Annotated in this window: 21 protein-coding genes; 6 read left to right on the top strand and 15 right to left on the bottom strand. The window is 52.5% G+C overall.

Translation table 11 applies throughout. From position 1 onward, the window contains the following. Window positions 1-63: 63 nt before the first annotated feature. The 11 genes from DT73_RS20165 to pmbA all read right to left on the bottom strand — a co-directional run bounded on the left by DT73_RS20165 (window position 64) and on the right by pmbA (window position 9825). Window positions 64-1980 carry a transcription antiterminator gene (locus DT73_RS20165; protein ID WP_036114206.1) on the bottom strand — a complete coding sequence of 639 codons (1917 nt, stop codon included), beginning with the start codon at window positions 1978-1980 and terminating at the stop codon, window positions 64-66. A 56-nt stretch (window positions 1981-2036) separates the two neighbouring features. Beyond that, complete coding sequence (locus tag DT73_RS20160; RefSeq protein ID WP_036114159.1) at window positions 2037-2777, bottom strand: KDGP aldolase family protein; 741 nt, start codon at window positions 2775-2777, stop codon at window positions 2037-2039. Beyond that, window positions 2774-3892, bottom strand: a complete 1119-nt coding sequence (locus DT73_RS20155) for a DgaE family pyridoxal phosphate-dependent ammonia lyase (protein ID WP_036114156.1) — start codon at window positions 3890-3892, stop codon at window positions 2774-2776. Before DT73_RS20155 ends, DT73_RS20160 begins: the two co-directional genes overlap by 4 nt. After that, on the bottom strand, window positions 3876-5009 hold the full coding sequence (locus DT73_RS20150; protein ID WP_036114153.1) for an amidohydrolase/deacetylase family metallohydrolase: 1134 nt from the start codon (window positions 5007-5009) through the stop codon (window positions 3876-3878). Before DT73_RS20150 ends, DT73_RS20155 begins: the two co-directional genes overlap by 17 nt. A 45-nt stretch (window positions 5010-5054) precedes the next feature. Next, window positions 5055-5699: a DUF4310 family protein gene (locus tag DT73_RS20145; RefSeq protein ID WP_036114150.1), complete on the bottom strand. Its 645-nt coding sequence runs from the start codon at window positions 5697-5699 to the stop codon at window positions 5055-5057. 11 nt (window positions 5700-5710) lie between these two features. Continuing rightward, on the bottom strand, window positions 5711-6487 hold the full coding sequence (locus DT73_RS20140) for a DUF4311 domain-containing protein (RefSeq protein WP_036114147.1): 777 nt from the start codon (window positions 6485-6487) through the stop codon (window positions 5711-5713). A 241-nt stretch (window positions 6488-6728) separates the two neighbouring features. After that, window positions 6729-7025 carry a DUF4312 family protein gene (locus DT73_RS20135; RefSeq protein ID WP_036114145.1) on the bottom strand — a complete coding sequence of 99 codons (297 nt, stop codon included), beginning with the start codon at window positions 7023-7025 and terminating at the stop codon, window positions 6729-6731. Beyond that, window positions 7025-7390, bottom strand: coding sequence for an SFCGS family glycine-rich protein (locus tag DT73_RS20130; protein ID WP_036114142.1), 366 nt, complete (start codon window positions 7388-7390; stop codon window positions 7025-7027). Before DT73_RS20130 ends, DT73_RS20135 begins: the two co-directional genes overlap by 1 nt. A 10-nt stretch (window positions 7391-7400) precedes the next feature. Next, the gene (locus DT73_RS20125; protein ID WP_051691490.1) at window positions 7401-7733 is read right to left on the bottom strand and encodes a glycine dehydrogenase; all 333 of its coding nucleotides are present in this window, start codon (window positions 7731-7733) and stop codon (window positions 7401-7403) included. A gap of 302 nt (window positions 7734-8035) precedes the next feature. After that, complete coding sequence (cybC, locus tag DT73_RS20120; RefSeq protein WP_036114201.1) at window positions 8036-8425, bottom strand: cytochrome b562; 390 nt, start codon at window positions 8423-8425, stop codon at window positions 8036-8038. A gap of 47 nt (window positions 8426-8472) precedes the next feature. Beyond that, the gene (gene pmbA / locus DT73_RS20115) at window positions 8473-9825 is read right to left on the bottom strand and encodes a metalloprotease PmbA (protein WP_036114140.1); all 1353 of its coding nucleotides are present in this window, start codon (window positions 9823-9825) and stop codon (window positions 8473-8475) included. A gap of 93 nt (window positions 9826-9918) precedes the next feature. On the opposite strand from pmbA, the gene yjgA reads away from it, so the two are divergent. Together yjgA and DT73_RS20100 are read left to right on the top strand one after the other, a co-directional pair. Continuing rightward, window positions 9919-10473 carry a ribosome biogenesis factor YjgA gene (yjgA, locus tag DT73_RS20110; protein WP_036114137.1) on the top strand — a complete coding sequence of 185 codons (555 nt, stop codon included), beginning with the start codon at window positions 9919-9921 and terminating at the stop codon, window positions 10471-10473. A 414-nt stretch (window positions 10474-10887) separates the two neighbouring features. Continuing rightward, on the top strand, window positions 10888-12096 hold the full coding sequence (locus DT73_RS20100; RefSeq protein WP_036114131.1) for an aldose 1-epimerase family protein: 1209 nt from the start codon (window positions 10888-10890) through the stop codon (window positions 12094-12096). A 166-nt stretch (window positions 12097-12262) separates the two neighbouring features. Here DT73_RS20100 and DT73_RS20095 read toward each other — a convergent pair whose 3' ends face one another. The 3 genes from DT73_RS20095 to DT73_RS20085 form a co-directional block, all read right to left on the bottom strand. Beyond that, on the bottom strand, window positions 12263-13786 hold the full coding sequence (locus tag DT73_RS20095; RefSeq protein ID WP_036114128.1) for a nucleoside hydrolase-like domain-containing protein: 1524 nt from the start codon (window positions 13784-13786) through the stop codon (window positions 12263-12265). A 102-nt stretch (window positions 13787-13888) separates the two neighbouring features. Then, window positions 13889-14902, bottom strand: a complete 1014-nt coding sequence (locus DT73_RS20090; protein ID WP_036114124.1) for an ROK family protein — start codon at window positions 14900-14902, stop codon at window positions 13889-13891. A 233-nt stretch (window positions 14903-15135) separates the two neighbouring features. Further along, a complete protein-coding gene (locus tag DT73_RS20085) occupies window positions 15136-15924 on the bottom strand; it encodes a MipA/OmpV family protein (RefSeq protein ID WP_036114121.1) in 789 nt (262 codons plus the stop codon). A gap of 126 nt (window positions 15925-16050) precedes the next feature. On the opposite strand from DT73_RS20085, the gene DT73_RS20080 reads away from it, so the two are divergent. The 4 genes from DT73_RS20080 (at window position 16051) to DT73_RS20065 (ending at window position 22221) form a co-directional block, all read left to right on the top strand. Continuing rightward, window positions 16051-16743 (top strand): response regulator, encoded by a 693-nt coding sequence (locus DT73_RS20080; RefSeq protein WP_036114117.1) that lies wholly within the window; start codon window positions 16051-16053, stop codon window positions 16741-16743. Next, window positions 16740-17933: a cell wall metabolism sensor histidine kinase WalK gene (locus DT73_RS20075; RefSeq protein ID WP_036114115.1), complete on the top strand. Its 1194-nt coding sequence runs from the start codon at window positions 16740-16742 to the stop codon at window positions 17931-17933. Before DT73_RS20080 ends, DT73_RS20075 begins: the two co-directional genes overlap by 4 nt. A 68-nt stretch (window positions 17934-18001) precedes the next feature. After that, window positions 18002-19153: an efflux RND transporter periplasmic adaptor subunit gene (locus DT73_RS20070; RefSeq protein ID WP_036114112.1), complete on the top strand. Its 1152-nt coding sequence runs from the start codon at window positions 18002-18004 to the stop codon at window positions 19151-19153. Beyond that, window positions 19150-22221: an efflux RND transporter permease subunit gene (locus DT73_RS20065; RefSeq protein WP_036114110.1), complete on the top strand. Its 3072-nt coding sequence runs from the start codon at window positions 19150-19152 to the stop codon at window positions 22219-22221. Before DT73_RS20070 ends, DT73_RS20065 begins: the two co-directional genes overlap by 4 nt. A 594-nt stretch (window positions 22222-22815) precedes the next feature. On the opposite strand, the gene DT73_RS26855 is transcribed toward DT73_RS20065, so the two are convergent. Next, on the bottom strand, window positions 22816-23075 hold a 260-nt coding region (locus DT73_RS26855; RefSeq protein ID WP_235234558.1), incomplete at its 5' end, for a hypothetical protein.

Raw genomic sequence — 23075 nt, 5'->3', positions numbered from 1 at the left:
GCTTTCGGTGTGCCTTACAGCAAAATTTTCCCCAGTGCCCGTCTTGTGGTTGTGCTGAACAGGCTAGCTCTGAGCAGTATTCAGGCAGGATACCGCCACGGCTTTAAATTCAGCAAAATCCCGGCAGTCTTTCAGTAATGGCATACGCTGCTCGCGCAAAAACGTCACAAACAGGTCGTAAATCGCCATCGCTTCTTCATATTCTTCTTTACTGATAGCCAGCAGGAAAATCACTTTTGCTGTTTCATCTCCCCAGGGAATACCTTGTGGGGCCAGTACGGTGTACACCACGGTTTTATGTGCCAGCAAACCCAGCGAGTGTGGTAACGCAATGCCGTCGCCCAGCATGGTACTGACAATGGCTTCACGCTCAGTCACTGAAGGCAGGAAATCTGGCCCGACAACGCCTTCGCTCTCCAGTTGCTGGCACAGGCTGGTGAACAGAGCCTGTTGGCTGACGGGCTTATCGATAATACGAAAATAGCGCGCATCAAAAAACCGCTCCAGCATCCAGGGGCGGGTGCGGTCCACCAGCACCAGCTTGCCTATTTGCTCTACCTGGTAATCGGAAGGAAACGGCGACATAGTGGCAACCGGTTTGTCTTTTTCCGCCAGCCGCGCAGTGCTGATAACAAAGTCTTCGGCAACGGTGTTCAGTTGTTCGTAATCCCGCAGGGAGATAATACGTGTGACTTCAATTTGCGGGTATTTACGCACCAGTTGGGCCTGAATCATGCGCACGGTGGAATTACCGGTATCGCACACCAGCAGCACCTGAGGGTTACGTTGCCAGCCTATGTCGTAGTGGCGTTCCAGCCCGACACCGATATGCAACACCAGAAAACCCACTTCATTTTCACTAATGGTGTATGGCGTATGTTTTCCCCAACTGGCAACTGCCGCCAGTGTCATATCCCACGCCAGCGGGTAATGCTGTTTAATATTTTGCAGCAATGGGTTGGGAATATGGATTTGGTAGCGAACCCGCGTAATCATGGTTTTAATGTGGGTCAGCAAATCGGCGTGCAGTTGCTGGTCGCGGGTCAAATCGTAATTATAGTGGCTGTTGATATAACGCAGAATGTAGCTGACCAGCGCTTCGTCGTCATCGGCGCTAATAGCACAAGGGTCGGCATCCAGAATACGGCGTGCGGCAAAATGTACCTGTAACCAGTTTTCTTCTGCATCTGACAGCGCTTTGCCGCTCAGGTGCTGTAACAGGTGGCTCATGGTACTGGCGGCCTGGCGCACAGGTTCATCTACGTTGTCGGCGTGGAAACTGGCAATGGGGTAACCTTCACTAATACGCCGCACGGCCACTGCGCAATAAAACCTGAGAAAATCAACGCTCTCGTCTGTCATGCGGATGGCAAACTGCTCAAGGCAGTTTTGCAAAGTGGGTTCCAGTGCCGCCAGCACACCGGAATTCAGCGCTTCTTCTTGTATTAATGGGCTGTCACTGTCCTGCTGGCTGATTTGCCACAGTAAGTCCGTCAGGCATGCCCGCACAGCGGTTTCATCGCCGAACAGTTTCATGCCATGCCGGGGCCTTGCTTCAATCGACAAATTATAGCGAGCCAGCACATCGCGCACTTCCGCCATATCGCCCTGCAACGTTGCCCGGCTGATAAACCATTCATCGGCAAGGTCTTCAAGTTTGAGGGAAAACGCCGAAGTTAAAAACCGCACCAGTAAGTAGTTAACCCGGTCGGCACTGGTGCGGGGAACGCGTAATGGTGCCTGGTGTTGGCTTTGTAACTCACCAAAACGGCCCGGGTCGTTAACCCGCAACTGGTAGCCGGTTCCCCGGCTCAAAATAAATTGCGCGCCATGGCAGGCCAGCAATGTATTCAGTGCCGTAATATCTGCCCTGACTGTGCGGGTGGAGACAGCCAGGCGGCGAGCCAGTTCATCCTGAGGCAGTGCTTCGTTTTCCAGTAAACAAAACAACTGCGCCAGCCGTTGGTTGGGAAATCGCACGTCTGTGTCCTCTGGTGGCACGGGCGCCCCAGTGCGCCCGTGAGTCTGAATAAGGGTTACCCCAGATATTTTTTAACACTGTTGAGCAGGGTACGCACATCCCCAGGACGGGTTTGCCCGGTGTTTTTCTCAATAATGGAACTGTACACGTGCGGAATAATGCGTTTAACACCCGCTTGCAGTGCTATGCCGAGGATGGCCTCAAAATTGTCCAGGTCTATCCCCCCGGTGGGCTCCAGCCAGAAATCCTGGCGTGCGCAGGCCTCTGCAACCGCAATATATTCATCACGGCAGGCTAACCCGCCCATAGGGAAGTATTTCACTGAACTGCCGCCCATATCTTTCAACAATGCAATAGCGGTATCAATGGGCACAATGCCATCCGGTGCCTGGCTGCTGAGTGGCCCGGTTGAGATTTTTACTAACCCGGGTGTGCCTGTGGGGGAAATCAGGCCATTCACTACAGTGTCGTTTTGCCCTAATAATGCTCTGCTGACGGCAACCCCGGTGAACACCTGGTTAACGTGCTGTGGCTGTATCTGGCGAGAGATTTCGCTCACCATGGCCGACTGCCCAGGTGAGCCTGCACCCAGCCCCACCGAAACCGCGTTGTTGATGAGTGATGCATATTCGCGCATGTCTGCCACTGCGTGTTCTGTATCCGGGTAATTTTTGGATAACACGCCAACCAGCACATAACCTTCTGCGGCTTCATAGATATCCACCGCATTCTGGTGGGAACCCGCCAGAACATTCAGGCACACGCGGTCCTGGTAAAAACGTGGGCTCAGGCTCATGCTGTTGTCTCCTTGTTCAGTACAGCGCGAATGCTGTGGAAAATCGTCATTAATTGTTGGGCATCAACACTGCGGACATCGGCTTCGACAATGCCGCTGTTGGCTTTATAACCCCGGAAATAAATAGCGTGTTCGCCTTGTTTGAGTTGCTCCAGCAACTGGCCTGTGGGCAGGCCGGTTACCGCTTCATTGAAGGTCATTTCCGCCCGGGCGATATCCCGGCCAGCCGCATCCCACACCACACGCGCCTGCACGCCATCCAGTTGGTTAAGCGCCTCAATGAAAGGGGACATCTTCGCCACCATTTGCTGCCCGGTTTCGTGCTGTGCATGCAGATATTGTTCAATAGCGCAGGCGAGCCCCAAAATACCTTCTTTGCCCACTTTCATTGCCCGGCCAATCCCCGCAGACTGGCGCTGTACCCAGCCCACCCAGGGTTGCCGGCCAACCACCAGGCCACTGGTTGGCCCTTCCAGGGCTTTAGCCCCACTGTAAATCACCAGATCTGCTCCGGCCTGGTAATAGCAGCGCAGATCTTCCTCTGCTGCGGCGTCCACTATCAGTGGCAACTGATGCTCCCGGGCTACCTGCGCGGCTTCGCTAACAGTCAGCATGCTTTTCTGCACACAGTGGTGCGATTTGATGTACAGCACCGCGGCGGTTTGCGGTGTGATGGCAGCAGCAAGTTGCCGGGCGCTGCATTCGTTGGCGTACCCCGCTTCCACCAGCCTGCCGCCCCCCAGGGCAACCATAGCGCCAACCGGCGCGCCAAAGTTCACGTTATGGCCTTTTGGCAGCACGATTTCGTTATGGGTCAGTGGCGTTTCATGCAGGTGAGTTAACAACCAGTCGTCATCTTTGACCAGTACTGCCGCCACACTTTGTGCTATCCCTGCCGAGGCACAGGACACAATAGTTGCCGCTTCGGTTTCAAGCAGCCGGGCAATGTACTGCCCGGTTTTTTCAACCAGGTCATGCATTTCAAAATAGTGCTGCATACCCTGCGTGACTGCATCAACAACCGCACTGGATGGTGTGGACACGCCCAAAATAGTCATGCGGCCAGATGCATTAATGACCGGTTTAACCTGATATTTCTCATACACTGAAGACATGTTCGGCCTTCCCTTGTTCTGTCAAAAACCATGTTCCTGCCCGCATTGCAGCCAGCGGAACGATGCATTCTGATGCCGCCAGCACACTTTGCTCACTGTCGGTAAGTACCCCCTGGTATGGGCGCACATCGAACAGAGTGAAATCGGCATCCAGCCCTGGTGCTATGCGGCCTTTGCGCGCCAGGCGCAGCCCTTCGGCTGCATGCTGCGTGACGCAGGCCACCACTTGTTCCAGCGTCATGCCAAGCGCAAGGAACTTCGCCATCACCAACGCCAGGCTTTTGACTGGCCCGTCGATACGGTTACGGCAATAGATGTCGGAACTGATGGTGTGCGGCAACAACCCCATGCCGATTGCTTTTTCAGCCACGGCAAAACTGAAGCTCGCAGTGCCGTGCCCGACATCAAAGCGGACACCCCGTTTTAACGCCTGCCGTACTGCGCCGTGCAGCTCACCGGAAGGGGAAAAAATGCGATTTGGCTTGCCGTTAAAACAGTGGGTCAGGATATCGCCCGCAGACAACAGCGCGGCGATTTCATCCAGGTCTGGCGGCGTATTGCCTACATGCACCATCAGAGGCAGGTTGCCATTTTCCTGCTGAATCACTTTTGCCCGCTGCAAAGGTGCAATGCCATTTTCCCCCACCACACTGCTGCTCATGCGGGCTTTCAGCCCGACGATAAAATCCGGGTGGCGTGCTACCGCCAGGCTGACCGCACTGGCATCAATTTTTGCCATATCCGCCAGTTCATTCTGGGTAACCAGCCCCTGGCGCGCGATATTGAGCAGAGCATAAACCTCGGTGACTGCCTCACGGGTCAGTTGCCAAAAGTCATCGATGTCATCGGCTCCTGTACTGCCGGCATCCACCACCGTTGTTACGCCCGTGGCAACTCCCACGCTGTCGGGTTCATCGTGGTAGATGGGGGATTTGGGGTAACAGTGCACATGGCTGTCTATCCACCCGGCACTGAGGAAAAAGCGCCCGCCCAGGGTTACTTCTTGCCGGGCCGGGGTATTAATATTACCGACTTGCGCAATCACCCCCTGGTGAATGGCGATATCAGTAATGCTACCGTCGACCAGGCGAGCCCTGCGCAGGATCATATCGAACATAACTGCTCCTTACGCCAGCAGGCAATGCGCCCACTGGCGTGGTATTTAGCTGATTGCGATAGGGAAAATGGCGCCAAGCACCATGGCACCCAAAATAGCGCCACCGGTAATCGGCTTCTGCCACAGGTAGAACACCAGTGCGCCTGCCAGAGCACCCAGGCCAATAGGAATAGAGGCGCTAATGGCACTCAGAATGATGAGCGGGCCAAGAAAACGGCCAGAGGCATTCCCGGCCCCCATCATGACATCGGCCCCGTAGGTGGAATCGCTTTGGTTAATTGTGAACTTACGCGCCAGGATAATGATGTAGCCAATCGCCAGGCCAAGTACTAACCCTGTAGCCAGTGATGCGGCAAAGTTTGCTACCGGAAACACAATACCGGCACCAAGCAATAAAGCCGGGACACCTAAGCCAACGCCGGTTTGAATTGCCCCGCCGATATCCAGAATCCCCACCAGCGAGCCTTCAATAATGCGGGCAAACAGAAAACTGGCACCAAATGCGGCTACCGCTCCGTAAACCCCGGTATCCATACCTGAGCGCAACATCGACACAAACGCCACTTCATTGAATGCGCCAATACCATACAGGTAATACATGTGTGTTCCGGCGAATACCCCTGCAGATAACAGGCCAACAAAAATAGGGAATGACCAGTCTGCGTACCAAAAACCTTTGTTATCTTCCATTTGCTTTCCCCTTATTTACCGCTCAGCGAGTTATGCAGCAGTTCAAGCCAGTTCGGTGCGCCAAGGCGGAACGACTCAAGGAATTTCAGATCAAATCCGCGGAAGAAGGCACTTAATACAAACAGTGTGATAATCGCCGTCATCATGATTTTGGTGACTTTGTTCCACCCGCTTTCTTCCACACCTTTCCCGACAAGGATGCCCAACACCAGGCCTGGAACCGCATTCCCCATAATCATTTGTGCCAGGCCGCCAAAAATGGTGGCCCATAAGCCCGAGCGTTTTCCGGCATCAATCGCAGCCAGCCAGAAAATAACGGGCATAACGGTATTGACCAGCAGGTTAGCCGCAGGCACCAACACTTTGACTGCCGTTACCTGCAAAGCAGCGGGTACGGCAGATGCCGTAGAGTTAAGAAAGGCAACCACCACCATGCCAACCAGGCCACAGGCAATCGCCATTTTTTTAGGGTTATGCAGGGTTTGGGTGATATCACGGTTTTTTATCATGAGAGCAGCAACACCCCAGTTGGGGATAATGCGGTGGTCAACATCCTGAGTGAATGACCCGGCGGCAACCGAAGAAGCCCATGCGTTAAAGAAAAAACCCAGCCCAAAGGAGAAGTGTGATGCCGGGTCGCCTTCGCAGGCATTCAGTTCACCCAGCGTACGGAATGCCCCCATACCTTGTGTCACCGGTGCATGGAACATACGTGCGGCGCCGGCCCCAACTCCCACACCGACCAGCCCGCCAATAATGAGCGATTTTATTAATATGATGAAAAACATACGTCCTGCCCTTTTTGTTTTTATACACAAGACCTTTCAGGATGCGTAACGGCACAGAAATACCGCTGCGCAGGTGCAGCCAACAAGAAAAACACCTGAAGGATGCCGTGCATAGGTACCGTTTGGGCTCCAGATTGCTGGCGTATGGGCAACCCGTACTCGCCTGAGCACTGGCAATTGTCCGCGCGGGTACTGCGTAACCCGCTGCCTGCACCCCGAATACCCTCGGGTATCACGTTATTTACTGAGCGATAAAATCCACCTGTTCTGGATCTATCGCCGTCACATTGACGGTGACTTCCAGCTCAACGCTGAATGTCCGTCGTTCACGGCGCAGAAAGAAAAACAGAAACGCCTCTTTCCGCACAAACTGGCGGGCGGCAATGACTTTCACATCCTGTGGTTCAATGCGCAGTAATACCTGTGAAGAGCCTTTCAACACCTCACGCTGGATATGGGAAAACGCATCAGAAAAAGCAGCCGCTTTCGAGACGCCCTTTCCCTGCACGCTGACGGTGGTTGTTGATAATTGTTTCATCAGCCGTTGCCGTATTTTTTCTGCCAGGCCTCAACCAGGCGAATACCCAGTTCTTCGATGTCCATAAAACCAAACCCGAGGACATTGCAGCCTTCTTTAATTGCGGTGACGCCTTCATCCACTGAGCGCATGCCGTATTTGGCTTTGTAACCATGTTTATTCTGGGCTGTAATTGCCCCGGCACCGCCACTGCCACAAAACGAGATGCCAAAGGTTGCCTGTTCAGCTTTCATGACATCACCCAGTTTCATATCAGCTGCGACACCCGGTACCACAACCGCGCGCCCACCCGCTTTTTCCACACCTGCTGCAACCTTCTGCCCTTTTCCCAGGCGGTCGCCAATAACCACTGTAATTTGTTCCACTGTGCGCTCCTTAACTGACACCGTTTTCTTTTGCTACTGCGAAATGGACAGATAACAACCAGACTTCTTCCTGGGGTAAGTTGCCGAAGATATCGACCACTGTTTTAGCCAGTTGCATTGCCGGTTGCGGGATCTCATCAAACAAACTGGCGTCCACTTCGGGCAACGGTTCGCCGCTTACTGAGCGCCACGCCATGGCCCGAAGATGCGACACCAGCATTTGTTGCTGCACTGGCGTCGGAAAAATTCCTTTTTCTGCCAGCAACTGCTCTACCTGGCGTAGTACCTGCCCGGCCAGCGCCGCAGCATGTTCTTCCTGAGAAGCCCCCGTATTCAGGGCCATTTTGTTATCCACGCGACTTACCTTGATTCATTGAGATGCTATTAAGCTATCGCGCGCGTGCGGGGGTTTGTAGCAAGTTGTTTTCCACTTCAAAGTGGAAAAACAGCGGCAGGGAGTGATCTGTTTCGCATTACGCCATAACGATAAACAAAAACACTGGCAGCCAGCCTCTGGCAGGCATGAAGCATGGGGGAAAGCAGGAAAAACAGAGAAGAGGCAAACAAAATGCCCCGGTAAACCGGGGCACTATAATAAGACGGGCTTATCTTTCAGCTCATTGAGGCTGGCTAATAAACAAAGGATTAGCGGTATTTCTTATGGTAAGTATTGCGGGTTTGTTTGAAGTTTTCCGCGGCAGCCTGCGCCTCTTTCACTTTGCCTTCATCTGCCAGTTTCAGCGCGCCGTCAATCTGGCCAACCAGCATATCCAGCCCATGGCGGTAATCTTTCATTTCCGGGCTGTCGCTGGCTTTACCATCCAGTTTTTCCGGTGTGGACTTTTTCGCGTCTTCTGCTGCCTGGCGCATATTGGTCAGTGCCGTTTTAAGTTCACCGGCATCTTTGGTGCTCATCACGGTTTTATAGTTTTGGGCCAGAGTGTCCATATCTACGCCAAGGTCTTCCGCCAGTACCGAAGTACTTACCAAAGAGAATGAACAGGCCGCTAACAGGGCTAACAGTGTTTTACGCATTGGCTCACCTTTTTTATAAAGGGTGCGGCAGGTCGCACCCGAAAACATTACTGACCGGCGATTTTCATTTCCGGCAGTAATACCGAACCGCATTGAATATTACTTCGGGTCTCAATATCGTCACCAATGGTGACCATATTGCGCCACATATCTTTTAAATTACCGGCAATAGTGATTTCACTCACCGGGTACTGAATTTCACCATTTTCTACCCAGAAACCGGAAGCGCCACGGGAATAATCACCGGTAATACCGCTGACACCCTGGCCCATCAGTTCCGTTACCACCAGGCCGGTGCCCATCTCTTTGAGTAACTGCTCAAAGCTCAGGCCTCGGCCAGCAATACGCCAGTTATGAATCCCGCCTGCATGGCCCGTGCTGTGCAGGCCCAGTTTCCGGGCTGCGTAGCTGGTCAGAAGCCACTGTTGCAACACGCCATCTTTTACAATATCGCGCCGGGTGGTACGCACCCCTTCACCATCATAAGGGGAAGACGCCAGCCCTTTTAACAGGTGCGGGTGCTCTTCAATAGTCAGCCATTCTGGCAGGATTTGCTGGCCCAGAGAGTCCAGCAAGAAAGTGGATTTCCGGTACACCGCACCGCCACTGATTGCCCCTACCAGGTGACCAAACAGGCCAGTTGCCGCTTCTGCGGCAAAAATAACAGGCGCTTTCATGGTAGATAGTTTTCGCGGAGATAAGCGTGATAAAGTGCGTTTTGCACACTCTTCACCCACCCACTCGGGTGATTCCAGGTCGCTCATTTCGCGGCCAATAGAATAGGCATAATCCCGCTCCATACTGCCGTTGGCCTCGCCAATTACGCAGCTGGATAAAGAGTGGCGGCTGGAGCAATAGCTCTGCAGCATGCCGTGGCTGTTACCAAATACTTTGATGCCGTAGTGGCTGTTAAAGCTGCCGCCTTCGGTGTTGGTTATACGTTTGTCGGCCTGTAGCGCAGACTGTTCTGCGCGGGCAGCCAGGCTGATAGCCTGCTCCGGAGAAATTTCCGCCGGGTGGAATAAGTCCAGATCCGGGGCTTCAAATGCCAGCAACTCTTTTTCCGCCACACCAGCGCACGGGTCTGGCGAGGTATACCGTGCGATATCCACCGCCGCCTGCACTGTGCGGGCAATCGCCTCTTTGCTCAAATCCGTAGAGGAAGCGCTACCTTTACGGTTTTGCGAATACACCGTGATTCCCAGCGCACCATCGCTGTTAAACTCTACGTTTTCGACTTCGCCGTAACGGGTGCTTACGCTGATACCCGTCGTTTTACTGACTGCGACCTCTGCGCCATCCGCCTTACCGGAGGCGAGTTCCAGCGCATGGGCTACCGCTTCTTCCAGTGCTTTACGTTGTTGTGCAACTTGAGTGATTACTTTCATCGCCAATGCCATAATGTAAGGTAAGTTAATTGACAGTCTAACAGAGAACCATTTCGCAGTGCGCACCTTAACTGGTAGTATTAGCCTCTTTTTAAGGAGCCTGATATGACAAAACAGCCTGAAGACTGGCTCGATGACGTCCCCGATAGCCAAAACGAAGAGGACGAAGATGATGAAATTATCTGGGTCAGCAAGAGTGAAATTAAGCGCGACGCAGAAGAGCTGAAACGTCTCGGCGTTGAGTTAACTGAACTTGGCAAAAACGCGCTGGATAAAATCCCACTGGACCAGGACCTGCGTGCTGCAGTGGAACTGGCACAACGGATCAAGAAAGAAGGCCGTCGCCGCCAAATCCAGTTGATTGGGAAAATGCTGCGCCAGCGTGATGTGGACCCGATTCGCCAGGCGCTTGATAAGCTGAAAAACCGCCACAACCAACAGGTTGTTGTGTTTCACAAGCTGGAAAGCCTGCGCGACCAGTTGATTACTGGTGGCGATGAAGCCATTGAAGAAGTACTGCGCCTGTATCCGGATGCTGACCGTCAGCAATTACGTTCCCTGGCGCGTAATGCCAAGAAAGAAGTTGCTGGCAATAAACCGCCCAAATCCAGCCGCCTGATCTTTCAATACTTGCGCGATCTGGCCGAAAACCAGGATTAATCTTCCGGCTGCCATTCCTGATGGCAGCCAGTTTTATTCACCATCCCCATGGCGGCCTGTTGGTTGCTGCTTTTTGCTATGCCTGCTGCCAGTATTTCTCACTCTACTCATATTGCAGCCCTGCCACTTATGCCCCGGGTACTCCCCTGTACCGGCATACTTTTCTGACCAGCCTTCAGGTGCTGAATTATATTTCCGACTCCAAAAGCTGAATCGTTACAACAAAACAGATTAAACAACGCAAAATTAAAGCAACAGATCAGTTGTTACATCGTAAATTCAGATCCACATCCCATTTATTTACATAAAATAACACTTAATACTGTGAATTGAAGAGGATCACATTTTCTTGTTACCCGAGAAATTAGTCTTTGCTGAAACAAACATAATCGATTCAGCAAAAAGGATGTTCCGATGAAAAAAGCTCTGATCCTCTCTACCCTCGCGTTACTGATTTCAGGACAAGTGGCAGCCAAAACCTGGGTGCTGACAGACACTGAAAGCAATACAGAACAAGGGAACTGGCATATTTCCAGCCATCAGCTGAACATAAAATCATCTCCGTTCAGCATTGAACAAACCGTGCTGCATGGCGGCAAGCAGGAAGGCAGTAAACTGCTGGTTATCAAAAGCCAAAATGGCCTGACTATTACCCTGATCCCCACCCGGGGCATGGATATTCTGCATGTGGAAGGGTTTGGCGTGCGGATGGGCTGGGATTCCCCGGTTAAAGAGGTGGTCAACCCGGCGTACATGAATCTGGAAAGCCGTAACGGGCTGGGCTGGCTGGAAGGGTTTAATGAAATGATGGTGCGTTGCGGTTATGAATGGACCGGGCACCCCGGCACAGCTGATGGCCAGCTGTACACCCTGCACGGCAAAGCGGGGAATACACCGGCGTCTAAAGTGGAAGTGAGCGTAAGCGACAGCGCACCTTATACCATTACTGTACGCGGCTTACTGAAAGAGAGCACCTTTAAAAAAGCCGATTTGCAGACCCAAACAGAATTGCAATATGTCCCGGGCAGCAGCCAGTTCAGCATTCATGACGTACTGACCAATAAAGGTGATTACGACCATGATTACCAGATAATCTATCACAGTAACTTTGGTCAGCCGATTCTGGAAGAAGGCGCACAGTTCCTCGCGCCCATCGCGCAAATCAGCCCGTTTAATGACTATGCGAAAAAAGGCCTGAGCACCTGGCAAACCTATGCCGGACCAACCAAAGGCTTTGACGAGATGGTGTTTAATATTGCTCCACTGTCTGGAGCCAACCACCAGACACTGGCTGCGGTGGTGAATAAAGCGGGCAACAAAGGTGCCGCCATTCACTTTAATACCACACAACTTCCGGTTCTGACACTGTGGAAAAATACCGATACGCTGAAACAAGGTTATGTGACCGGCATTGAGCCTGGCACCAGCTATGCCTACCCGGTAACCATTGAACGTGAACAGAAACGTGTGAAACAACTGGCACCAGGCCAGAGCGCACACTTTGATTTAACCTACCAACTGCTGCACTCCGCAAACGACGTAAACCAGATTAAACAGGATATCGCCACGATTCAGGGTGACCAGAAAGTAGAGGAAGTCAGCACACCGATGGCTAAGGAGTAAGACTGCCTTGCCCGCAGGGATGCGGGCTCTCCGACTGAGTCAGATTATTTAGCTCTGATTACAGGCAAGTGTCACCGGGCAAAGCAACAGTGTGGTCATTCCCGGATCCAAAACCCGGGCACCCGGTGCAATAACAGGCACCCCGAAAGCTGCCTGTCTTACGCAATTATTCCCCACTCACAATGATTCGGCGGTATGACGTGAGCGAAGGCGTCCCCGTGTCTGTCACTGCCAAAATAATGTGTTCTGTTCCAGGGCTATGAATTTTCACACTCGCTTCACGGCCACTTTGCTGAGTTATCTGTAGCACTGCAGGTGCACTGAGGTAGTCCTCTCCACGCACGCCCTGAACCAGTTTACTGTCTATCTGTTTTGAAACAGCGGAAGTCGCTTCCGGATAGGTAAACCACTTATAGCTTAGGGAATCGCCATCTGGGTCGTGAGTGCCTTCAGCCGTGAGTTGTACTGTGGAGCCAACTTTCCCGGTAATAAATAATGGCTGCTGCCCCGATACACCGTTCACTACCACCACTGGATTATGGTTAGCGTGCTTGAAATCCTTAATGGTCCAGTCCATACGGGCAGCAAAGTCATGCTGAAAGGCTTCACGCCAGCGCCAGATAGTCGCCTGATTAGAGGTATATTGGTGCCCATCCGTACCCTTTACTGTATCCGCGCCATTGGGGTTACCCGGGAAAAAATCTCCACCGCTGGTCCAGACAGGATGCGGTTCATTTTGAGGAGTGCGCACAATGTACCGCCCACCCCAACCACCCCAACCGGGATTCATTTCACTACCAAGTCCATTGCGAATTAACCCAAGGAATGAAGGTGTATCTCCTTCCATTATGAAGGCATACTGGAGATAACCTTTTCCCATTGGTCCTTTGCTGCGGATATTCTTATCCAGCCATGACTGCGAAACCGTTGTAAAGTCGGCACCCGCCCCATTCCGGTAGTAACGGTCTCCACTGATGCCGGTCCAGGTTGCACGTGAGTAATCCTCCCCTTGTTGGTTTGAAGGATCCACAATCCAGGTGATATTCGGGTAATGTACCCGCACCCAATGCCCGGCGTCATCCTGGTCGGAAATCGAGTAAACAATAAGGTTTTTCGTTAGCGTAACAACGTTACCTGCCTGATGCCGGGCAGACAGATCCGTCAGTGCCTGTGCCAGCGTGTTGGCGCCACCCCACAACGTGATATACAACGGTTTCTTGCTATCCGTTGAGCGTTCAATGGCTTTCGCCAGCAATTCAGAACCTGCTGAGGATTTCCCTGGCCCTACATCAGCCATTCCATAACCGCTCTGGCCTGACGCGATAAGTGATTTAAGTTGCGCAGCACTGGGATAATCAGGTTTATGTTTAAGTAAATTAGGTTGCACTTCAGCGTAGTGGCTGAGAACCAGTTCCATTTTTTCCGGGCTCACTTTACTGCGCTGCCAGGTGGATGTAGTGGCCACCAGCCCTTCAATATTCATTTCATTGCTGTATAGCAAAAAGCGAGTCAGAGACATCTGGTCGTCAGGTTCATTACCAATATCGGATAACACAAATACACGCGGTTTATCCTGCCAGGGGATGACTTTGGCAGCCATTGAGTGAACAGATTCCGCAGAAATAGCATTGAAGGGGAAGGCGAAGGTTGCAGCAAGCGTTAGCGCTGCGGCTATATACTGGCGTTTCATTTTTATCCTTGTTACCTCTGTTGATGATGATTCAACTTAGTTAACACAGGAAACAAAGTAAAAAAAAATGCTCCTGAAATGGTATTGGGATCACATAAACACTTATGTTATCAGTGTGGTAATGGCATCGGAACTCAGCCGAATTAACCCTTTCATACTGTAATAGCGCTGAGTTTTAATGTAGCGCAACTGGATATTCTTAATATGAGGGTCAGGGTGACTGGCTAACTGTTGTTCAATTTGGGAAATAAAGTTTGCAGGAACATCGTCAAAAAACTCACCAGTCAAAATCACATGTTTAATATTGTGAACTGTGGCCGTACAGTAAATGGCAAACAGTAAGGCATCAATGCTGGTGGTAATTTGTTGGCCATCAGGAGCCTCTGCAAAGGCAGTTTCGAGCCCCCCCGGATAAGGCAGGTGTACTATTTCAGGATAAAAACCGTTGTCACCAAATACGGGCTTTCCATCAATCCAGTAGCCAAACCCAAGGCTGCCAAACCCCGGCATTAAGGCAATCCACGAACCTTTGAGCCCTTTCTGCTTACCCAACAAATAGCTGGAACACCAGGCAATATTGACCACTGAAACACTTAGCCCGGTAACAGCCATTACCTGGTTGCGCAGCGAGATATTATCCTGCGTAAATGTAGGGCTCCACCGGACGACGCCGGTATCCTGCTCAATGCCTCCCTGCAATGCGATGCTGATATGTTTAAGTTGACCGGAGTTTATCCCCGCAGACAAACAAACCGATGACACCAGTTCATTGACTTTACTGGCAAATGCTTCTGAGGAAACAGGTTCACTAAACAGATATTGTGTGGCAGAAACGCTTTTCTCCCCGGTATTATAATCATCCAGTGAGGCTTCAAGACTCAGAGCCCTGACCATAATATTGAGGCTGTAATAGTGGCGCTTTTTTACCGTCAGCAAAGTCCTGGGGCGGCCACCGCCTGAGCTCTGCTGTTCGGTCTGTTCAATAATGCCTTCATTAAGCAGCACATTGGTAAGCTTGGTGATATAAGGGCGTGTCACTTCAAGCTGTTGAGCAAGTGAAATGCGTGATTCGGGTGAACTGTGCAAAATATTCAGCAATTGATGCCTGAAGTTCATAACGTCCTCAAATAGAAATAGCGCAATAAGATATAGGCAATTCGCCTATGGTTAGCTTTTTCAAAAAAAAATGAAAGCAATTGATTTGCTTTATCCCGGCAAGATTCACACCCTGTTCCACGCCATATGGCTACTGAACAGGCATTGATAAGACAGGTCTTAAGCAAAAACTACGTATCGCCGGGACTCAGATTTAACCGGCCCAGGTTCAAATAACTGGTCGCGCGCATTTCTCAGAATGAATACAGCACACCCAATGTAGTTCCCACTTCATTGCGGCGGGATACAATTTGGCTGTCTGCAGCATGGGAGCCCAGCCACTGGTAATCGACACTGACCAGAACTCCCCACTGCTCAGTTAGCTGGTGCTCCCATGTCAGGCTGGTATCCACACCGTAAAACCCGCCGGGCGCTGAATAGAATGAGTAACCTGAACGGCGGCTCTGCCTGATGTTGACCCCATAGTTCGTATTCATGTAACGGCTATCGCCAAATAAGGCCGCTGAGCTTAATGCAACCGTGTCCGTGCTTGTCTGCCAGGGAACCAGCGTGACAGAAGTCTGGTAACTCACGCCCTGGCTTTCGCTCAGAGGCAGAGTAGCCTTGCCTTCCAGAGTCAACCAGGAAGTGACTGACCAGCCAACCGCAATGGCTGTATTCACTGCCGGGTTGATGTTCCCCATCCCTTTCAGTTTGTCACTACCATCCCGCCAGAGGGAATTACGTTCTGAACGCCCCAGGTTGTACCCCAGTGTATGCTCCAGCCAGAGCCCATTGTCACTTTGCAGGTCGTATCCCACGCCTTTCTCTGAATCCAGAAAGAATGCGCCATCACGGGCCTGTACAACAGGAACCACCTGCCAGTTACGTTTGTCTGAGCCACTGTAACGGGGGGTATTTTGCCCGGCGATGCCAATTGAAAGGCTGCGCTGCGCAGGGCTGGTGTCGTCGGCACGTACTGCCGTTGCTGTGCCTGTGAGAGCGAGACAGGCCATATACAACTTCAGTTTTCTGGCTATCATTGTGGCTTCTCCGTACCTGTATTGTTAACGGGCCATTGTCAGGGTGGCCGGGTGTGCCAGTGAATATACGGAGGCAGTGTCAGTAAACTGTCAGGGGTTTATTAAGAAACGGTCAAGGCGGTCTGAATGTCCGGAAAACGAATACTGATTATTGAAGATGATACAGATGCGGCAGATGTGTTAAGTGCATATTTACGGCGAGAAAACTACGAAGTGAGTGTTGCGGGTGATGGGTTGTCTGGCCTGGACATGAGCCAACAGTTGCGCCCTGACCTTATATTGCTTGATGTGATGTTGCCAGGCCTGAATGGCACAGAAGTGCTGGCAGCAATACGGCGCAAAAGTACCACGCCCGTCATTATGGTGACCGCTATGGGCGATGCGCCAGATAAAATTGGTGCATTGCGATACGGGGCAGATGACTACGTGGTCAAGCCTTATAACCCAGGAGAAGTGGTTGCACGCGTGCAGGCAGTTTTGCGGCGGGTATTCCGGGAGCCGGAAATACAGTTATTGCGCTGGCAGACACTGGAAGTTGACACCTCGATGATGACAGCAGGAGTGCGTGGCAACGACGGAAAGCTGGGGTTGATTGATTTGACACCAACAGAATTCAGCTTACTCACGGTATTGATGGGGGCACCCGTTCGTCCTTTTTCACGCCAGGATTTGCTGGAGCGTTGCCTGCCAGAGAGCGATGCTCTGGAACGAGCAGTGGATACGCACATTTATAACCTGCGTAAAAAACTGGAAGCTGCCGGCATTTCTGACGTACTGGTCAATGTGCGTGGTATTGGTTACCGGTTCCGTCAGCCATGAAAACTTTACAGCAACAGACATTATGGCGCTGGATCTGCGTGCGGGTACTGGCACTGGCTGTGGGTTCCGTTGTGGTTATTGCCTTATGCATGTGGTTACGTTACGCCATTGAAAATATCTGGATACTGCACCATATGCCTGCGGATTTGCGTAATGAGTTTGTGCAGTTACGCTCGCACCCGGAAGCCAACCCTGCTCGTTTCCATGAGATTATTGATGCATGGTGGGGAATAAGCTATTCCGACCCGTCGATAGCCTCAGCCGACTGGCTGACTGTCGGGCTGCTGGTCGTGGTCATCATTCCTTTCATCGTGTTTTTTGGGCTACGTTCCGCCCGGCCACTCTCTGTGCAGTTTAGCCACCTGGCAGCGGCGGCGGGTTCAGTCTCTGCAGGTAATTTCAGCACACGGGCAGCACAGGTTGACGGGGCTCCGTTGGAAATGTCCCGATTTACCCAAAACTTCAACGCGATGATGCAGCAACTGGCACGCTATGAACGCGAACTAAGGGCTTCGCATGTTGCAATGGCTCATGAACTGCGTTCACCGCTTACTGCCGCTATTGGGCGATTGCAGGGAATGATCGACGGCGTATTTACTCCTGAGCCCAGACAACTGGAAATGGTGATGAAGCAACTCCAGTTGCTTAGCCGCCTGACTGATGAATTACACTTGTTATCACTGGCGGATGCGGGCCAGCTCAGTCTGCATAAATCGGTAACAGACCTCGCCGGGTTACTGCATGAAAAAGCGGCATGGCTGGCGCCACAGGCGCAGAGTGCCGGTATGGCGCTGCATGTTATCGCTGATACTCCCTGCCCTTGTGAAGTTGACGCCGTCCGCCTCGGCCAGGTTGTGACTATCGTAATGGAAAACGCGCTGCGGTACGCCTCTGAGGGCGGCTCACTGACTGCGTCAGTGCGGAAAACACCAGGCGGGTATGCAATGGCGTTTAGTGATCAAGGCCCGGGTGTGGCAGCCGAATTTCTGCCAGTGATGTTTGACCGTTTTACACGCGGCGAGTCATCACGGGCGCGGCACTCCGGCGGTAGTGGCCTTGGCCTGTCGATTGCGCGAGCTATCTGTTTGGCTCATGGCGGCGCTATCCATGCAGCGCAAGGTGCCGATAAAGGTCTGGTTATCACCATCACGCTTCCTGCCAATAATTCAGTTGTCTTGACACGTTCCTGACAGATTGCGGGGGTAAATCCTGACAGTGTTTCGGTGTAATGGCCGGAATATCATTCAGGAGCCCCGCCATGACGGATAATATTCCTGACCTGCCCGACTATGTTCGGCAGGTTTTTTACCACCTGTTTGCACCAAACCGGTTGCCTCTGCTGGGATACAGTCTTCTTGTATTGCTCCCGCTTGCGTTACTGCTCACAGCCTGTGGCGGAAAACCCGAGAAGCCGGTGGTGGTTCCGCGCCCGGTGCGCACCATCACGGCTCCTGCGGCATCCGGGCCCGGCGAGTTTATGCAGACCGGGGAAATCCACCCTCATGATGAACTGCCACTCGGGTTTCGCCAGGATGGCCGCCTTTTGGCTCGGCTGGTAGATGTGGGCGACCGGGTGAAAACCGGGCAATTGCTGGCAACACAGGAAAGCTCCGTGCAACAAAACCAACTCAACAGCGCGCGTTCCAGCCTGGAGAGTTCGCTTGCTGCGGAGCACCTGGCCGCACTGAATTTACAACGCATGAAACAACTCATGCCCTCTGGCGCCATTGCGCGTGTTCAGTTTGATACTGCACAGTCAGAGTGGTTATCGGCCGTTTCACGCCGCAAAAGCAGTGAAGCGGAGCTGAAAACAGCGCAGGAATACCTTGGCTGGGCACAACTCAGAGCACCTGCAGCCGGTATTATCACTCAGGTTGATGCACAACCGGGGCAAGTACTTAGTGCCGGGCAAACCGTACTGACACTCGCGGCAGGAGACACCCTTGATGCCATTATCAATGTGGCCAATCCACAATTGTTTGAACAGCGCCATGGTGATTTTAGTGTTGCACTGGTGAGTGATCCTTCAGTTCACGCCCGTGGTATTTTGCGAGATATCAGCCCACAAGCAGATCCACAAACCCGGACCTGGCGGGTTCGTATCCAACTGATAAACCCGCCGCAGGGAATGGCGCTGGGGGCCAGTGTACAGGTCCGCCTGCCTGACTCCGGGCCTGCACTGATTTCACTCCCGGCATCTTCGCTGGCAAGAATTAACGGTGAACCAGCTGTATTCGTGGTGGACCAGGCAACCCACCAGTTGGTGCTCAGACCAATAAAACTGGGAGGATATACCGCAAACACAATTTTGGTATCCGGCGGTGTTACCCCAGGAGATGCCGTTGTCACTGCGGGTGTCAGTAAACTACGGCAAGGAGAAAAGGTTGCTCCCGGGGAGGGAATTGAATGAGCAGGCCCCCGGAAAAATTAACCTTCAATTTGTCTGCATGGGCACTGAATAACCAGCAACTCGTGGCATTTTTCATGCTGCTGGTCATGGTGTGCGGCATCCTGAGCTATGAGCATTTACCTCGCAATGAAGACCCTGCGTTCACCATTAAAACCGCGGTCGTCTCGGCAACATGGCCGGGAGCAAATGTCGAGGACACAGTGAATCTGGTGACTAATACGCTGGAGGAAAAATTACAGGAGATCCCACATCTGGATTACGTTGAAAGCGACACTCATGCAGGTAAATCAGTGATATTTGTCAACCTGCGGGATGATACGCCGCCGAGTCAGGTAGCCGGAATATGGTACCAGGTACGTAAAAAGATGCAGGATATTGCGTCTTCTTTGCCAGAAGGCGTTCAGGGCCCTGTGGTGGATGATGAATTTGACGATACCTGGGGCACCATTTATGGCTTTACTGCTGAGGGTTTTACCCCCCGTGAACTGCGTGACCGGGTGGAGGCAATTCGCCGCCGGCTAATCTCCGTGCCGGATATCGGTAAAATTCACCTTATTGGCGAACAAGACGAACAGTGGGTTATTGCCTTTTCCCCCAAAAAACTGGCGGGAATGGGAATTGGACTGCAGCAAGTCAGTGATGCCCTGAGTGCACAGAATGCCGTCCAGCCTGCGGGTGTTTTGCGCACAGACCACGAAAACATCGCCCTGCACGTCAGTGGGGCGCTAACTACAGCAGATAGCCTGCGGGCCATCACGCTACACATAAATGATCGTTATATTCCACTGACAGACATTGCCACTATTCACCTGGAAAATACCGAACCACCTGAACCCACCTTCCGGGTCAATGGTAAGCCCGCTATTGGGCTGGCAATTTCTATGGTTTCAGGCGGTAACCTTCTGGCATTCGGCAATGCGCTGAATACACGCATGACCCGGCTCAGCGAACAATTGCCCCGGGGCATTGAAATGGTCAAAGTTGCCGACCAGTCTGCAGTGGTTACCCAGGCTATTCATGGGTTTGTCAGAGTTCTTGTTGAAGCGATTATTATCGTACTTGCAGTTTCATTTGTATCACTTGGACTGCGCGCCGGGCTGGTTGTTGCCACCGCAATACCATTAGTACTGGCACTGACATTTACCGGGATGATGCTGGCGGGTATTGGCTTACAGCGCATCTCACTTGGTGCGCTCATCATTGCTCTTGGGCTACTGGTTGATGACGCTATGATAACCGTTGAAACAATGGTCACTCGCCTGGAAATGGGAGACACTCGCAAGGAAGCCGCTTCCTGTGCGTTTAAAACCACCGCATTCCCGATGCTGACTGGAACACTGGTGATGATAGCCGGGTTTATTCCTGTCGGTTTTGCTGCATCGAGTGCAGGGGAGTACTGCTTTACGCTGTTCGCGGTGATGCTAATCGCTTTGTTGTGCTCCTGGGTTGTCGCCATTGTGTTCTCACCGCTGATTGGCGTGAGGATCTTACCGGCAAAAATCAGTTCACAGCATTCATCCCATTCCGGTGGAAGGCTCCGGCGTGGCTACCACCAACTATTGTGCTGTGTATTGCGACACCGGGTAATCACTATCGGCGCAGCCCTTATGCTGCTGGGTCTGGCTGCTTATGGTGCCACTTTTATGCAGGGTGAATTCTTTCCAGCTTCCGACCGGCCAGAGTTACTGGTCAGCCTGACGTTACCGGCAAATGCATCACAAACGGAAACCGCCCGGCAGACTGAACGGCTGGAAAAGGTGTTAATACATAATCCTGATGTGGATCATTTCTCCAGTTATGTAGGTTCTGGTGCTGTGCGGTTTTATCTGCCGATGGATGTTTTGTTGGATAACGAAAATACCGCTCAGTTGGTTATTGTGGCGAAAGATCTCAAGGCCCGGGACCGGTTACGAAAATACCTGCAAACACTGCTATCCCAGTCGTTCAGCGATATCACTACCCGTGTTTCCCCACTGGAATTAGGCCCGCCGGTTGGCTGGCCGGTGAAATACCGAATAACCGGCCCGGAATACGCCAAAGTTCAGGTGATTGCCCATCAACTGGCTTCTGTTCTGGGCAACAGCCCTTATACTCGTGAAGTTAACCTTACTGCGGGTGAACCGGAACGGGTCATTACCGTACAAATTAATCAAACCGCCGCCCGGGCCGCAGGTGTTTCCTCGCAGAGTATTGCCCAAACACTGCAGACCATTTGGTCTGGTAGTGAAGTGACAACCTTACGTTCCCGCAACAGGTTGCAAGGCGTAGTGCTAAGAGCCAGTGATGCTGAACGCCAGGATATTGCGACATTGTCTGGCCTGTTGCTGACAAATGAGCAAGGGGAGAAGATTCCGCTCAGCCAGGTTGCGACACTGGCATGGGGAGTGGAAGACCCGGTTATCTGGCGACGCCAGCAACTGCCTTTTATCACCGTTCAGACTGACCTGGCCCCGGGCATGCGAGCAGAAACTGTGTCACAACGGCTGAAGCCACAAGTTGACCACTTGCGAGCCACATTACCAGATGGCTACCAGATTGAAGAAGGCGGAGTGGTGGCCGAATCGGATAAAGGCAATCGTTCCGTTTATGCTGTGTTGCCAGTGACCTTAGTTGTGATGCTGATTTTGCTGATGATACAGCTCCAGCGTTTTTCCCGGATGCTTCTGGCGCTATTGATGGCACCTTTCGGCCTTATTGGTATTGTTCTGGCAATGCTGCCAGCCGGTATACCAATGGGGTTTGTTGCACTACTGGGCGTTATCGCTTTGGCAGGGATGATAATCCGCAATGCGGTTATTCTGATCAGTGAGGCAGACAGTAACCTGCAAAAAGGTATGGAGTTTGATACTGCGATTATTGCGGCAGCAGAACACCGTGCCCGGCCAATTCTGCTAACTGCCTGCGCTGCAATCCTGGGTATGTTGCCAATTTCTGAACAAGTATTCTGGGGGCCGATGGCCTATGCCATCATCGGCGGCTTGCTGGTCGCGACACTGGTCACTCTGACAGTATTACCTGCCGCACTGAGTATGGTCATGCAAGGAGAATACCCTGTCACAGCACAATGATCTGCCAGTACTGAGCCAGTTGCGCACCGTGTCCATCGCTCTGCTTTCTCTCACCAACTGCCCCCTGCATGCTCACAGCAAAAAACATTAGAAAGATATACCGGACACAGGACTTACAGCCACTCAGCACAGCACAAAAATCCCCGCTACTTGCAGCGAGGCCTGCTCGCGTAAGACCGGTGAACCGCAGGCTGACTGCCCGGAGGTGAACGCAGTGCGCAGCACCGGTCGCCAGCGAAAACGGGGATTGCAAAGGGGGCGAGCCCCCTTTAGCCCGTTCACTGGCTGTGAAGCCACATTAAGCGCATCACTTCCGGTGAACGGAACTTTCACCACTGTAACAATAATCTGCCAGCACAGAGCAAATTGCGCGCCGTGTCAGCCACACTGATTTTTCTCACCAACTGCGCCCGGCGCCCGCAGGGGGCACTGGCCCCCTGCACCCCCTTTTGTGGCCGGCAAAATCGCCGCTACGCGGACATTCGGCTTACCCCGGCGGCCTGTTCGGGTACCGCTCCGAGTCGGCTTCCTGCCTCCCGTCGCTCTGCCTGCGTCCTGCAGGCAGCCCCGGCCCGCCAGGCACGCCTCAACGATTTAGAGGCCACACCCCACACCCGCCTGTAATATCTCAGCAAAAATCAAAAAGAACAGACAATGCACAAATCCCCCAGCCACACCACACAACACAAAAATCCCCGCTACTTGCAGCGAGGGTTGTGTCGCGTAAGACCGGTGAACCGCAGAAAGGAAGACAAGGTTATTCCGCCCGGACGGCGGAATAAGGCGAACCGAGGCATGGATGCCGAGTCGAGCCGGCCGCAGGCTGACTGCCCGGAGGTGAACGCAGTGCGCAG

The sequence above is a fragment of the Mangrovibacter sp. MFB070 genome (assembly GCF_000705335.1).
Lineage (GTDB): Bacteria > Pseudomonadota > Gammaproteobacteria > Enterobacterales > Enterobacteriaceae > Mangrovibacter > Mangrovibacter plantisponsor.
This window is presented reverse-complemented; position numbering and strand designations above follow the sequence as displayed.